This window comes from Ureibacillus galli (genome assembly GCF_014836845.1).
GTDB classification, from domain to species: domain Bacteria; phylum Bacillota; class Bacilli; order Bacillales_A; family Planococcaceae; genus Ureibacillus; species Ureibacillus galli.
Genome location: NZ_JACSQA010000040.1, coordinates 14,344 through 27,911, shown reverse-complemented (window position 1 = coordinate 27,911; position 13,568 = coordinate 14,344). Strand labels below are relative to the sequence as shown.

The window sequence follows — 13,568 nt, the reverse complement described above, 5'->3', positions numbered from 1 at the left end:
TACCCGAAAAACGTTCAAAATTACAAAAGGCCTTCAGAATGTGACCATTCTGAAGGCCTTTTGTCGACAATCTGAAGCGTGTGAAATATCACACGCTTTTTTAAAATTAAACAAGATCATTTTTATTTCTATCTTCTTTATTGTCTTTCCCATCATTATTATAATTTTCTAATGCACGTTCTCGTTCTTCTTTTGTAAAATCAGGTTCTTCACCGAATTCTGTTTGGTAATTCATATTTGTATATGCATTAGAATGACGATTATCTGCAAGTTCCACTTCATCGTCCTTTAACTCTCTAAATAACAATGGTATACACAATAACCCAGCTAACCCAACTAAACCATACACAATTCTTGATAATGCTGTTTCTTGTCCACCAAACAATGTCGCGACTAAATCAAAATTGAATAAACCGATTAATCCCCAGTTAATTGCCCCAATGATGACGAGAACAAGTGCAATTCGATAAATAATTCCCATGTGAACCTCCTACAATCAATTTTTATTGTGCATCTTTATTTTTTGCAATCCCCGTAAATTTATACTGTTAAACATGAATATAACGAAATACTCGGTCATATTCTAAAATATGATGAAAATCATTTGCCCAAATTTCCAGTTTTAAGACGAAAATTTGGAATTGCTCAATGAGAAGGGAAGAAAAAATTGATTGTTAAACAGAGATATGTGAAAAAAAGTGATGTAGTATGGTGTAAAGAATCAGATCGTTGTACCTCAGTCTTATTAAAACTGAAAGATTCTGGCTTCCGTTGTATTCCCATTCTGGATGATCATGGGCAAAAATTTGTAGGCAATGCATATAAAGTAGCGATTTTGGAACATTTATTAGAACAAGAAAATGAGGATCCCCCTATTTCGGAGCTTGCTCAAGATTTAGATGGACATATTTATGAAGAAAGTTCTTTTTTTAAAGTGTTCTTTTCAATTAAAAGACTACCCTACTTAGCTGTAGTCGATGAACATCAACAATTCGCTGGTATCATCACCCATTCAAAAGTCTTTGAATTGTTGGAAGAAGCTTGGGGATATAAAACGGGTAGTTGTGCATTAACCATCGCCCTTCCTGACACGGAGGGAATATTAGCAAAAATATTAACACTTATAAAGAAAAAATCAACGATAAAAGGTGTATTTTCTATCGATGATGATAATTGGTATTTAAGGAGAATTATTGTCACTTTAGGAAAAGGTGCAAACAGTCAAACGATAAAAGAAGTAGAAGAACTTCTACACAAAGTTGGCGCACGGCTAATCGATGTAGAAATATTTAATAAAGATCAATTTTAAATCAAAAATGCGATTGAGTAACTTCTCTCAATCGCATTTCCTTTTAATTTAAATTAAATTTATATACTTCTCGATCATTTAATTGTTGAATTGGTCGATTGTTTTGTAAAAAAATCGCACTAAATCGATTGATTTGATCATCGGACATTTCAATTGGCTGCTCTAAAATGAACCAATTAACACCTTCAGTACATGGAGGCGCTGTTAAAGAACCAACATATTGATATACTTCTTTATCCGCAGGTAATAGTTGTTGTAAATCGATAGGGTTGTTTAATAATTTCGCTGCTACATCACCATTAGCTGGTATTTCATCCCACATTTCCGCTAATACATCATTTTCCTCGCCACTTTTAATAAATAAACCGATAATAGCCAACTCTCCCTCTTCTGATTCATGGAAAAGTTGAGCTTCCATATCAAAGTATTGGCCATTTAATTAATGCTCACTTGGTGAATGAAAGTGGATCCCAGTTAATTTAAACTCCTTGTCGTTGATCAGAAGGGAATTATCTAAAGTTGTTGAATTTGCTTCAATAGTATGACCGTTATTTTCTACGGCAAAAAGCGCTTGATCATAATTTAATGAAATTTGTTCCGCTAATTTCAAAGCTTGTTCTTCATCAATCGTTTCTTTTACTTCAATGTTTATTGGTGATTGCAAAGTTCCTTTGCCACAAGCTTCATAGTTGGAATTGACGTTCAACAATTCATTTGATTCATTCACTTTTACATTAGAAGAAGCCCCTTCCTTTGCGGTTAACTGTTGTTCATTTTCTATTGGGGCTTGTTCAATAGGAGGATTGACTAAGTAGCTTACTGCAACTACAGCAATGGCAATTACCAAAAAAGCATAGATGTAGCTTCTTCTCATTTACGTTTCTCCTTTTCATGTACTTTTTATCAAGGTAGCCAATTTACTATTCGTTCTATTCAACGTAAACCAATTTTTATGGAGAAAAATCGAATGGATGCGAATATATGAATGATAATTATTTAATATAAAATAAGCCGCCATTAATGATTTCGACTTTAATTCGAGGGTTAAATCGTTCTTCTAAACCTTTTTTCTCGATTTGATAGCTTTCTGGTTTTTCTTCTACACCTACATAAAAATAATCTAAAACTTCTTGTTCTTTTATCCAACGTTTTTTTGCTTCTTCAGCCCAAGAATGATCATCGTTTTGGATAATACTCTGGATCATTACATCCAATCGTTCTAATGCTCTTGTTGGTTTTATGATATATTGCAAACAAAAAGAGCCATCAGGTTGATACGGTGCTAAATTTAACTGACTAACAAATTCATGAAAGTTGTCTTCAATCTCACCATTCATTAAATTGATCCCTAAAGAATAAAGCTTTTCCTTTGTTTGGTCACAATAATAAGAAACTTTATAATTGACACAAAAATACGGTGTTAACGTTTGTTGCTTCCCTGTCTCATTAGAAACTTGTTGATACATCTTTACAAATGAACCAAGTTCTTTTGTTGCTTTAAAAATTTGATTTAATCTTCCTGAACCGAAATGAATAACTTCCCCCATTAACGGGTTATCTACCTTCGTTCGATTCGTAATTAAAGTAAGTCTGGCTGGATTTGGCGTACTATTTGTTGCCTCAATATATTGCCAGTAAAAGGGACGGTTCATGATTTTTTTGTCAATATCAATTGTTAATTGAACGGTTAATAAATGTCCCTCATCATGAAGAACTTCGCAGTCCGTTTCTTTAAAAAAACTTTTTAAATAGTCATGAATTTCCTCAGCATACATAATTTTAGTACCCCTTTTTCATACGAGCTCTATTGTTTCGATAATGATGATTAAACGATTATGCCTTTCGTGTTAAAATATCATCCAAATCACCGACAACTTTTTCAAAAACATCAATTTTACTACTTAACAAATCTAAAATTTTTTGTTCGATCGTATTTTCAATCGCTAGGTTATATATATGGACATCTTCTTCTTGTCCTAAACGATGAACACGTCCAATTCTTTGTTCTAGTTTCATTGGATTCCATGGTAAATCATAGTTAATGACATGATGACAAAACTGAAGGTTTATCCCTTCACCACCAGACTCTGTTGCAATAAGTACTTGAGCCCGTTCTCGGAATAGTTGTTTCATCCAGTCCCGCTTACTTTTACTAAATTTACCATTAAACAAAACACTCGTAATTCCCTTGGTATATAAATACCATTGTAAATAAGCTTGAGTTGCCCGATATTCAGTGAAAATAATGACTTTATCTTGCGCTTTTTCAATAATTTCGATTACTTTCTCTGCTTTAGCGTTCGTTTCTAGATTCATTAACTTTTCAATAATCGCTTCAATATAATTCTTTTCTTCTGTTGAGGAGCATTTTTGAATCATTTTATTTAAAGTTAAAAATGTCGCCTCTTTACTACTGCACATCTCTTTCAGTAAAGTCACCATTGTAAAAGAACTTGCAAATATGGATGATACCGATTTTAATTCGCTAATCATGTTGTAAACTTCTTGTTCTTGGGAGGTAAACTGTACGGGAATCGTTTCAACTTTACGTCTTGTCCATTCGATTCCTGTATCATGTCTTCGATTTCTTACCATTACTTGATTCACTAGTTCTTTTAAATATTTTTCACCATCTATACTATTTTTCGTAGCGGAAAACGAAGATTGAAAGGCTTCATAATTTCCTAAATGACCTGGCTTTAATAATGAAACTAAATAGAAGATTTCAAATACATCGTTTTGAATGGGTGTAGCGGTTAATAATAAGCAAAACTTTTTCTTTAAACTTTGGACGAATTCATAGATTTGGGTTTTATGATTCTTCAGTTTATGTGCTTCATCTATAATGATCATGTCATAATCTTGCTCATAAATTTTTTCTCGATGTGGACTTTTCTTTGCGGTATCCATACTCATAACCACCACATCGTATTGATCGATTGGTGTATTTTTCCGATAAGAGATTGCTGGAATAAAAAAGCGTACATTTAACTCTGTTACCCATTGATTTTGCAGTGATGCTGGTACTAAAATAAGCGCTTTTTTAACTAAACCGCGTATCATATACTCCTTCATGATTAAACCTGCTTCTATCGTTTTCCCTAAACCTACTTCATCTGCTAAAATTGCTTTTCCATTCATCTTCTCAATAACCGTTTGCGCGGCTTCAACTTGATGTGGTAATAGTTGCAAATTCGTTAAAAATTTCGGGGCTTGTAAACCGGAAAACTCAGGTATTAAATTCATCTTCTCAATTTCGTAACTCATTTTGTAAAGGGTCCAACTATCCCACGGACCATCTTGTTCAAAGCGTTTAATAAAGTCCTCTCGCCAGTTCGTCGATCTTTCCATAATCATGTGAAGACACCTCGCTTGTTATAGCTTTTATATTGTCCAAAAAACGAAAATATATGAATGGCCAATGGAATAAAAGAATCATTTCAGCGAGAAAATTATTTTTCTATAAATTAAGAGAAAGTCGTTAGAAATTTAAATAGGAAGAATTTTTATTTGTAGAATGAATCGATTAAGTAGAAGAGGAACATAAAGGAACGATGAAAAAGGAAAAGGACAGAGGTTATCTGTCCTTTCATTCTACTTCTGCTACTTTCTTTACTCTTTCAACAAATTGAATAACAACCTTATCCGATGCAAACATAACGAGAGGTTTTAAAAACCATTTCAATGGCTGATTTGTTGTCCTGTATTTAAAGAGTGTAGTTTGGTTAGATATTCTTTCTAATTCATACTGTGCCGTTATATCAAAGAGATGAGCCAAATTAAATCCAATTTTTAATTTTTTATAGTTTGACTGATTATCATATTCTAACGTTCTCACTTCATACTCTTGGATTTGTCTACCTTCTCGATATTTTTGAAGATATACACTCCCCACTTTATTTGAAGTCAGTTTAAGTGGTTCATGAGATACAATTTGAGGCATTATTTTTTGCATCTCCTCTACATTACCGTCTAATAATTTCCATACTTTTTCTATTGGTGCATGTATTTCAATCTCTTTTGACCAGGATTTCACAAGGATACCTCCAATGTACACTTACTCTTTATACTAGCTATTTTAACTTTAGTTTTCCAATCACTTTTTAAACTTAATTCGTATTTTCTACTTTCTTTTTTCGAAAAAAATAACCACTAATAGAATTGTTACAAATTTATCCAATTTTCACTTCGATTTGTAACATAAAGTTCAGCATATTGTAAAAAGAAAAATATTGTAAATTTGTTAGTAATTATATAAAATATCTTTTGTAAACTATTTTATACATGTATACTATTTTATACATTTCACAAAATCGATTTATGTATTCACTCCATGGAGTAATGAGAAAAGACAAAATTCAACGAAAAAGTCTTGAATTAATGGTTTTCTAGCATAATATTTTTCCTTTTAAAATTTCTAATTTTCTAACTACTTTGCAACTGAGTCTTTTATTTCCAAATCTACAAGCATTCTAAAAAAATCGTCATTATTCGAGAAAGTGTCGACTTCGACATTTGGCTATTTGACAAATTCACCTTAAATTTACTAAGTTTTTTAAAACAAGTCTTGATTATTTTAAAATATGATAATTCCTAGAAATAACTGGGGTTACGCATGAAAAAAAATCATTTTTTAGTCTTCAAATAGAATTATGTCTACTCTTAAAAGGATAATTGTGACATATTTGTGAATTCCGTTTTTTCAACCACGAACCGACATTATTTTTAAGTTAAGTGATATACAATTACTAAAGTAAATTACAAATCTATTAAATTTTAATATAATACTAAATTTGGAGGAATTAGTTAAAATGCGAAGTAAATTTTACAGACAAATTTTAAAACTACTTATTGAATTAAAAAGAAAGGATATGTATAAAAAAGCAAACAATTTAGGCTTTACTCACCCTGAAACTGTAACATGTAGCCAGGAATTAGATGCTTTGCTAAATATTTATTTACATAAAGCAGCATAAAGGAGGAATTTTTATTATCACATTACAATATTTATTTGTATATGATCCCAGTTAAGCAAGAGTTAATCTGCTTAACTGGGATTTTATAAACCGTAAAATTTCACAGTTAGGAGAAAAAAATGAATCGGATAAGGTCGCAAAGTTTTAACCATTCACTTGTTACGTTCATTTTATTTTGGGCAGGATTAACAATATTAATGTGTATGTATATCACCATTCCCCTTATCTCTACATGGATGGAGGAATTTCACATTAATGAAACACAAGCTGTCTGGTTAACCAGTTCGTTCTCCCTTTGTTATGCATTAACAAGTTTTATTTATGGACCACTCTCAGATAAATTTGGTAGAAAAGTATTTTTAGTTATCGGAATTTCCTTACTTACAATCTTCACCATTATATGTAGCTTTATAGATCATTATGTGTTCTTTATTATACTTCGTATACTTCAAGCATCCGGTGCTTCCGCTTTCGTTCCCATATCACTTGTTTATATTGCAGAAATTTTCCCTCAAGAAAAAAGGTTGAAGACAACAGGAATTGTCGCCTCTTCATTTTTACTCGCTAGTGTTGCAGCTCAAGTATTCTCTTCCATTATTCATTCAGTATTTAACTGGCAGACTATATTTATTATATTAGGAATACTATATTTTATTACTTTTCTTCTCACAATATTTTATTTACCCAAAGAACAATTTACCAAACAAAAAAATTCAACTTTTTCAAATTTTATGAATATGAAAGCGTTATTTAAAAAACGATCCCTTTGTATTTCCTTTTTAATTTCTTTCATTTTGCTATTTTCCTTAATCGGAATGTATACAATGTTAGATAAGTTTTTATCTTCGCCACCATTCAACTTTACGGAGCACCAAATTCTTTTAATAAGAGGTATTGGATTACTGGCTGTTATTACAAGCTTTTTAGCTAATTCCATTACAATGAAGTTCGGTATAATTAAAAGTGTTCGAGGGAGTTTACTTATTGCCGGATTCTCATTGTTTATGATGGGTATTACTTCTAATGTTGTCATGGCCATAAGTTTTAGTTTATTTTTCGTTGCCTGTATAGCATTGCTTGTCCCAGTGAATATCACATTAATTCAACAACAGGCGGAAGGTCAGAGGGCTACAGCTGTTTTATTGAATGCCTTTATTTTGTTTATCGGTGCAAGTGTGGGACCTATGTTAGCGACTCAACTTCTCCATAAAACGAATACTTTAATTGCTTTTACAGTTTTTAGTTTAATTTTATTTTTCGGATTTGTTAGTACATTATTATTAAAGAATAAGTAATGTTGATAAATTGAGGATGCAGAGGAATTGAGGATGAAGTGTGGAATCGTAAGAGCTTTAGATAAAGTTTACATTTCTCTATCTTATAGCTCTTATTCCACGAAATAATATGTAAATATATTTTCCAATTTTATAAAAAATTAATTGTAATGATACTTTCCATGCTTTTGCGATTTTTCTAAATTTAAAACTTCTTCTTCAATGTGCTCACATTGTTTTTCAATAATGCGAAACACATCATATAAAATGGAGTTATATAAATAGGGTGATACAGTTTCTTGAATAAAAACTAGGAGCTTTTCTACTTCTTGATCAGATAGGTTTACGGTCATTTCATTATAAAAAAAGTTCTGAATCTCATTAAATAACTGATAATGCTCTTTTGAAATATTTGAACTCACAAACGTTCCCCCTTTTCTCTCTCTTTTATTACTAACATTATATATAACACAATTCCCATTATTTTACTAATACCTTGTGAAAATATCCTTAATTTGTTAAAAAATAGACAAAAGTATAAAAAAATAAAAGGTTATTACTATTTGTAACAACCTTTTATCATCTTAATGTGTTTCATACTTATATAAAGGATTATTTAAATCGTTTTTTCCGGAATAATTTTTCATTGCTTCAACAAAAATGAATTGTTTTTCTGGGTATCGAAAACATGTCAACTTTCCTCCGAAAACTACCCCTTGGTCAATATTAATCGTATTATTTATAATTAATGGTTCTGGCTTTGGATCATGTCCCCATACAATTAGTAATTTATTATCATGTTTTTCAAACCAATTCCGTCTTATCGGTTTTCCTTTTTCGTCCATTCCTGCAACATCCCCATAACGGCAAAAATTTTTAATTTTATTATTTTCTTTTCCGATGTATTCATCTTTAATTCCCGCATGAGTGCAAACAAGTTTCTCTTTTCCTTTTTCGGTAAAAATGTAATGGGAAGGTGCATCCATAAGCAATTTCTTTAGTTTCGCTTTTAAATCCTTCGTTTTGTTAGTGCCATATTTTTCTTCGAATTGTTTAAATTCTTCAGCCACATTTTCATCACCATGACGAAGCTGAACGTTCCTCCCGTCTAACCACCGGGCAATCTTCCATCCATGATTACTATCAATCATATAGGCAAGTCCTGCTTCCACGTGTTCTAAGAAGAAAGTCATTGATTCAATAGATTTAGGTCCCCTACTCATTACATCCCCTAAAGAGACCAATTTCCTTCCATTGGGGTGGTTGAAATATCCTTTTTTATTTTGTTGATAACCTAATTTTTTAAGAAGTAAAAGAAATTCATCAAAACAAGCATGAATATCCCCTATGATGTCAATCCCTTCGCCAACTTCGAATCTCATGGAAATCTCCCTTCTCAACATATCAATAGAACGATGAATTTTTATCAAATTATCTTTTCTTTACAATTTAGTATTGGAATATCAGAATGAAGGTATGCAGAAGAATGAAGAAGCGTAATTTTGAAGGAATCGCTATTTATGAAGAAATTTAATGTAGTCTATGTGAAATATATCAATCACCTCCGAATAGGTGATTGATTTTAATCTTTTTCACATTGAAATGAATCTATAGCCTATTATTTGGTATGTCAAAACAGATGATTTTCTGATTATGTAGCTTACACTAGTTCTAATTTCTTACCAATAGGCTTAAATCGTTCTTTGAATATCTTTCCATTTTTCTTTCGCCACTCGCTCATCAAAGGTACTAATTAGTCGATAATTTTCATCATCAAGAATACGAAAATGTTTACTTAATAAATTTCTTTGAAGTTTGAACCCTTTATATTCCGTAATGTTTTTCCACATAATATGTCCACCCATTGTTTTTTCCTGCGGACGAATAATGACATCGTGGACGGTTAATTCAATCACTTCCAACGGATCTCCACCCATTTGATTTTGTAAAATACAGCTTTCTCGAAATAGCGCACAAATAGCAATTGCAGTCGTCCAATCTGCAAGAGTCCGTTCTTTTTCAATTTGAACTAACGTTTTTTTTGGTATTCCTAATATTTCTGCCATTTTGTCTTGAGTGTAATTGTGCTCTTTCCTTATTGTTTTCAAATTTTCAGATGCAATTTGAATTATAAAGTCACGATCCATCGATACCACCCCAAAAGTCGTTAATTTACTTTTTATATTTCTATCCTCTTAAATAAATATGAATAAGAAACTTCTCCTAAATGTTAGACTGTCAAAGGGAGAAAAAGGTTACATCTTTTCGATAAATTTTTTGATTTGTTTAAAAACTTCAGAGACATAAGTAGAATCCCGCAAAATCTTATGTAAATTTGCAAAATCTTTTAATTTAAACTGACTAATTTATTAAATCGTTTCGTTAAATACTCTTTCCATTCCTCTGCAAGTTCCTCTACTTCCAGCATCGTTTTAATCCCGTCTATGTCTTTTGGACGATGAAAATATAATTCATTTCCAAATAATACGGATACTTGTTTTGGGTGCTTTTTAATTAAGCGGATTTCGGAGTCTTTGTATACTTTTCCTTCTTTTAAAACTCGACATAAATATCCTGTAAAACCTGTTTCAACCATTCTTTTCATAATAAGAGGATTATTAGTTCTTTTTGTAATCGTACTACAAGGAACTCTCCCTTGCGTTATTTGAATGACCGCATCTCCAAGTTGATAAATATCCCCAATATGAACATATGTTTCTAACATATTTGTTACGGTTATATTTTCTCCGAATGCAGATTCTGAAAGGACATGACCAAACTCTCTTTCCCAAAGTTTATAATGTTCATAAGGGTAAACACAGACAGCCCGATCCGGTCCACCATGATGTTTTAAATCCGCAACACCATCTCCTATAAAACCATCCTTTGTTAAAAACGCTTCATCTACTTTCTCTTTACAAATGGCTGTTGAAACTTCTAAGTCATTTCCGTACTTCATCTTTTTCGGTAAACCGATTGAAAAGTTTTTTAGTTCAATCATCAGATCATTCCTTTTTCATTCATATAGTTCTTTTATTATAACAAAATTTAACAGTAAATAGAAAAAAAGCATCTAGACATCATGTCTGGATGCAAACTTAGTTCTTTTCTATAAAATAAAATATTTTATTTAGTATTTGTGAAGCCACCATCAATTCGAATCACTTCACCATTTATATATTCAGCTTTTGAAGTTAACAAGAAAGTAACAAGTTCAGCTACTTCTTCTGGGGTCCCTAAGCGTTTTTGAGGAATTCCACGTGTTGCATTTTCTTTCATTTCAGGATTTGCTTCATAAAAAGTCTTTACCATTGGCGTTTCTGTTGGCCCAGGGGCAATTGCATTTACTCGTAAACCATCTTTTGCATATTCTGCTACCATACTTTTTGTTAAACCAACAATCCCATGTTTTGTAGCGGAATAAGTTACAACAGAGTCTTGTCCAATAACACCAGCGCTTGAAGCGGTGTTAACAATAGAACCTCCACCATTTTTCAACATAATCTCAGCAACATAACGTACACCGTAAAGAGCACCAAGTAGATTAATACCGACAATTTGATTAATTTCCTCTAATGTTGTGTCTAAAAAGAACTTACCACTACCAGAAATTCCAGCGTTATTGAAGAAGTAATCAATCGTCCCAAAGTGATTCACTGTTTGATCGACATAATTTTTCACTTCCTCCGGTTTTGATACATCCGCTTTAATGAAAATTGAATCAACGCCCAATTTTTTTACCATTTCTACCGTTTCGTTTCCGCCTTTTTCACTCACATCTACAACGACAATGTGAACCCCTTCTTGGGCTAAGCGAACAGCAGTTGCTTGTCCTAAACCGCTACCGCCACCAGTAATAATCGCAACTTTACTCAAGGTAAATTCCTCCATTTAATTGTAAGAAGTATTATAATCTAAAAAAGAAAAATGAATCTATATTAGTATAAACAAATTTCTCACAATCATCATTTTACTTTCGACATTTAACATGACTTCTAGACTATCCAATAATAAAACCCTAACAAAGTATTTTTGTTAGGGTTACGATTTAGCCTATCAGAAAATCGAGGAATATTGATAGAAATTATAATCGAATTGTCCAGCCAAACGTGTCCTCAATCTTACCGTTTTGAATACCAGTTAATGTGTCATAAAGCATTTGGGAAACTTCACCGATTTCTCCATTATTAATTATAATTTTTTCATCTAAATATTTTAATTCACCCACTGGAGAAATAACAGCAGCAGTTCCAGTTCCAAATACTTCTTCAAGCGTACCTTGGTGCGCGGCTTCCACAACCTCATCAATTGAAATTCGACGTTCCTCAACTGGAATTTGTTTCGATTTTAATACTTGAATCATGGAATCCCGTGTAATACCAGGTAAAATACTGCCGTTTAAAGCAGGAGTAATGACTGTTCCATTTATTTTAAAGAAGATATTCATACTTCCTACTTCTTCAACATATTTATTTTCTTTCCCATCTAACCAAAGTGTTTGGGAGTAACCTTCCTTATCTGCAATTTGTTGACCTTTTAACGCACTTGCATAGTTACCACCTGTTTTGGCCTCACCAGTACCACCTTTTACTGCACGGACAAATTGCTCTTCAACCATGATTTTAACAGGATTAATACCTTCTTTATAATAAGAACCTGATGGAGACATAATGATAATAAATTGATAATTTTTCGAAGGGTGAACACCTAAATTTGGTTCCGTTGCAATAATAAATGGACGAATATAAAGAGATGTACCAGGCGTGCTCGGAATCCATTCACGATCAATTGATACTAATTGTTTTAATGCTTCTAATGCATATTGTTCATCAATTTCGGGGATACACAAACGAGCATTCGAATTGTTTAAACGTTTAAAATTACGGTCAGCACGGAATAAAAGCGCCTCATTATTCACTGTTACATATGCTTTTAAACCTTCAAATACAGATTGTCCGTAGTGGAAAATCATTGCAGATGGATCTAATGAAAGGGGTTGATAAGGTACGATTCTTCCGTCGTGCCAACCAATGCCTTCTGTATAATCTAAGACGAACATATGGTCCGTAAAATAATGACCGAACCCTAATACGTCTGGAGCTGGTTTTTCCTTTGGATTTGTTGTTAATTCTATTCGGATGTCTAACATAGTCATTGCCTCCATTGAAAATTGAATGTTCCGAAATTTTACACTATAAAACTTCTATAGATTAATATTACACTTTTTTAATAAACAATCTAGTAAAACTTTTTCATTTGTTCCGAAACAATTTTCAAAAGGTTAATTATTCTAGCAAAAGTTAATCGTTTCTTCTACAACGGAAGCAATTTTACCTTTTTTTGTGCTTTTAAAAAATCTAACATCTCAAACCACATTTTAGGTTTATTTGATAATACAGAATAATAATCCATTAAAAAATCTACAACTATATCCGTGGAGATTTCTGTGATACGATTGTCCGTAGGCATAAAGCAAAAATCTAGACCCAGTACCGGTTCTCCATCATTTTTCCATGAAGGATGAATGTATGGGAAATCCAGCCGCTTATACCCAAGGTGGGATAAAACTTCTCTTCGAACATAAGGGTTCATAGGTATAACTCCACCAAATTCAACGTCTTCCCTTAAATATGGATTATAAATTTCAGCAAATCCTCCATATAATACTTTTCCATTTTCCTCGGCTAACCTATGTAAATCCTCTTGTCGTTTTTCAGCAAGGAAACGTCCAATAGCTAGTCCAGGTTGTCCAATAATTGTAAAATCTGTCATTGCAATATTCCATTGGGGATAATAACGATATTCTGTTGCGCCTACTACTTCACCATCATGCTCTGCAACGTATACATGAATACTCGGATCCTCCAAAGGCTCTTTCCAAAGATTAAACTCCAATACTTCTTCAGGTGGGAAAACTTCCCCTAAAAGTGTATGCATTTTTTTAAATAATGGGTCATGCAAGTTTGTGATTCGAATATATTCCATGTTCCTTCTCCTTTTCATAGTAAA

At 32.3% G+C, this 13,568-nt stretch carries 14 protein-coding genes and 1 pseudogene; 3 read left to right on the top strand and 12 right to left on the bottom strand.

Annotated elements, in window-relative coordinates; translation table 11 throughout:
• Positions 1-106 precede the first annotated feature (106 nt).
• Positions 107-481, bottom strand: coding sequence for a DUF378 domain-containing protein (locus H9636_RS17585; RefSeq protein WP_191708868.1), 375 nt, complete (start codon positions 479-481; stop codon positions 107-109).
• A gap of 186 nt (positions 482-667) precedes the next feature.
• Here H9636_RS17585 and cbpA point away from each other — a divergent pair, with 186 nt between their 5' ends.
• Positions 668-1,309 carry a cyclic di-AMP binding protein CbpA gene (gene cbpA / locus H9636_RS17580; RefSeq protein WP_191708867.1) on the top strand — a complete coding sequence of 214 codons (642 nt, stop codon included), beginning with the start codon at positions 668-670 and terminating at the stop codon, positions 1,307-1,309.
• 43 nt (positions 1,310-1,352) lie between these two features.
• Here cbpA and H9636_RS19190 read toward each other — a convergent pair.
• From H9636_RS19190 to H9636_RS17555, 4 genes and pseudogenes are all read right to left on the bottom strand, one after another.
• Positions 1,353-2,183: pseudogene (locus H9636_RS19190) on the bottom strand (carbonic anhydrase).
• 118 nt (positions 2,184-2,301) lie between these two features.
• On the bottom strand, positions 2,302-3,084 hold the full coding sequence (locus tag H9636_RS17565) for a YqhG family protein (protein WP_191708864.1): 783 nt from the start codon (positions 3,082-3,084) through the stop codon (positions 2,302-2,304).
• A 58-nt stretch (positions 3,085-3,142) separates the two neighbouring features.
• Positions 3,143-4,666, bottom strand: coding sequence for a DEAD/DEAH box helicase (locus H9636_RS17560; RefSeq protein WP_191708863.1), 1,524 nt, complete (start codon positions 4,664-4,666; stop codon positions 3,143-3,145).
• 232 nt (positions 4,667-4,898) lie between these two features.
• Entirely contained in the window at positions 4,899-5,345 is a 447-nt protein-coding gene (locus H9636_RS17555) for an SRPBCC family protein (protein WP_191708862.1), read from the bottom strand.
• A 775-nt stretch (positions 5,346-6,120) separates the two neighbouring features.
• On the opposite strand from H9636_RS17555, the gene H9636_RS17550 reads away from it, so the two are divergent.
• Complete coding sequence (locus H9636_RS17550; RefSeq protein ID WP_191708861.1) at positions 6,121-6,285, top strand: aspartyl-phosphate phosphatase Spo0E family protein; 165 nt, start codon at positions 6,121-6,123, stop codon at positions 6,283-6,285.
• 119 nt (positions 6,286-6,404) lie between these two features.
• Positions 6,405-7,580, top strand: coding sequence for an MFS transporter (locus tag H9636_RS17545; protein ID WP_191708860.1), 1,176 nt, complete (start codon positions 6,405-6,407; stop codon positions 7,578-7,580).
• Between the two features lie 140 nt (positions 7,581-7,720).
• Here the strand turns inward: H9636_RS17545 and H9636_RS17540 are convergent, their stop codons facing one another.
• The 7 genes from H9636_RS17540 to H9636_RS17510 all read right to left on the bottom strand — a co-directional run bounded on the left by H9636_RS17540 (position 7,721) and on the right by H9636_RS17510 (position 13,544).
• Positions 7,721-7,981: a DUF2164 family protein gene (locus H9636_RS17540; RefSeq protein ID WP_191708859.1), complete on the bottom strand. Its 261-nt coding sequence runs from the start codon at positions 7,979-7,981 to the stop codon at positions 7,721-7,723.
• Positions 7,982-8,143: 162 nt separating this feature from the next.
• Positions 8,144-8,941 (bottom strand): metallophosphoesterase, encoded by a 798-nt coding sequence (locus tag H9636_RS17535; protein ID WP_191708858.1) that lies wholly within the window; start codon positions 8,939-8,941, stop codon positions 8,144-8,146.
• Between the two features lie 309 nt (positions 8,942-9,250).
• The gene (locus H9636_RS17530) at positions 9,251-9,706 is read right to left on the bottom strand and encodes a helix-turn-helix transcriptional regulator (protein ID WP_191708857.1); all 456 of its coding nucleotides are present in this window, start codon (positions 9,704-9,706) and stop codon (positions 9,251-9,253) included.
• 200 nt (positions 9,707-9,906) lie between these two features.
• The gene (locus H9636_RS17525) at positions 9,907-10,560 is read right to left on the bottom strand and encodes an MOSC domain-containing protein (RefSeq protein ID WP_404817775.1); all 654 of its coding nucleotides are present in this window, start codon (positions 10,558-10,560) and stop codon (positions 9,907-9,909) included.
• 125 nt (positions 10,561-10,685) lie between these two features.
• Positions 10,686-11,435, bottom strand: a complete 750-nt coding sequence (locus tag H9636_RS17520) for an SDR family NAD(P)-dependent oxidoreductase (protein WP_191708856.1) — start codon at positions 11,433-11,435, stop codon at positions 10,686-10,688.
• Between the two features lie 208 nt (positions 11,436-11,643).
• Positions 11,644-12,714, bottom strand: coding sequence for a branched-chain amino acid aminotransferase (locus H9636_RS17515; RefSeq protein ID WP_191708855.1), 1,071 nt, complete (start codon positions 12,712-12,714; stop codon positions 11,644-11,646).
• 158 nt (positions 12,715-12,872) lie between these two features.
• Positions 12,873-13,544 carry a GNAT family N-acetyltransferase gene (locus tag H9636_RS17510; RefSeq protein WP_191708854.1) on the bottom strand — a complete coding sequence of 224 codons (672 nt, stop codon included), beginning with the start codon at positions 13,542-13,544 and terminating at the stop codon, positions 12,873-12,875.
• Between the last annotated feature and the right edge of the window lie 24 nt (positions 13,545-13,568).

Coding starts and splice junctions, on each gene's coding strand:
- H9636_RS17545 (WP_191708860.1), top strand. CDS start 6,405: ATGAATCGGATAAGGTCGCAAAGTTTTAACCATTCACTTGTTACGTTC.
- H9636_RS17535 (WP_191708858.1), bottom strand. CDS start 8,941: ATGAGATTCGAAGTTGGCGAAGGGATTGACATCATAGGGGATATTCAT.
- H9636_RS17525 (WP_404817775.1), bottom strand. CDS start 10,560: ATGATTGAACTAAAAAACTTTTCAATCGGTTTACCGAAAAAGATGAAG.
- H9636_RS17550 (WP_191708861.1), top strand. CDS start 6,121: ATGCGAAGTAAATTTTACAGACAAATTTTAAAACTACTTATTGAATTA.
- H9636_RS17585 (WP_191708868.1), bottom strand. CDS start 481: ATGGGAATTATTTATCGAATTGCACTTGTTCTCGTCATCATTGGGGCA.
- H9636_RS17565 (WP_191708864.1), bottom strand. CDS start 3,084: ATGTATGCTGAGGAAATTCATGACTATTTAAAAAGTTTTTTTAAAGAA.
- H9636_RS17560 (WP_191708863.1), bottom strand. CDS start 4,666: ATGATTATGGAAAGATCGACGAACTGGCGAGAGGACTTTATTAAACGC.
- H9636_RS17510 (WP_191708854.1), bottom strand. CDS start 13,544: ATGGAATATATTCGAATCACAAACTTGCATGACCCATTATTTAAAAAA.
- H9636_RS17515 (WP_191708855.1), bottom strand. CDS start 12,714: ATGACTATGTTAGACATCCGAATAGAATTAACAACAAATCCAAAGGAA.
- H9636_RS17530 (WP_191708857.1), bottom strand. CDS start 9,706: ATGGATCGTGACTTTATAATTCAAATTGCATCTGAAAATTTGAAAACA.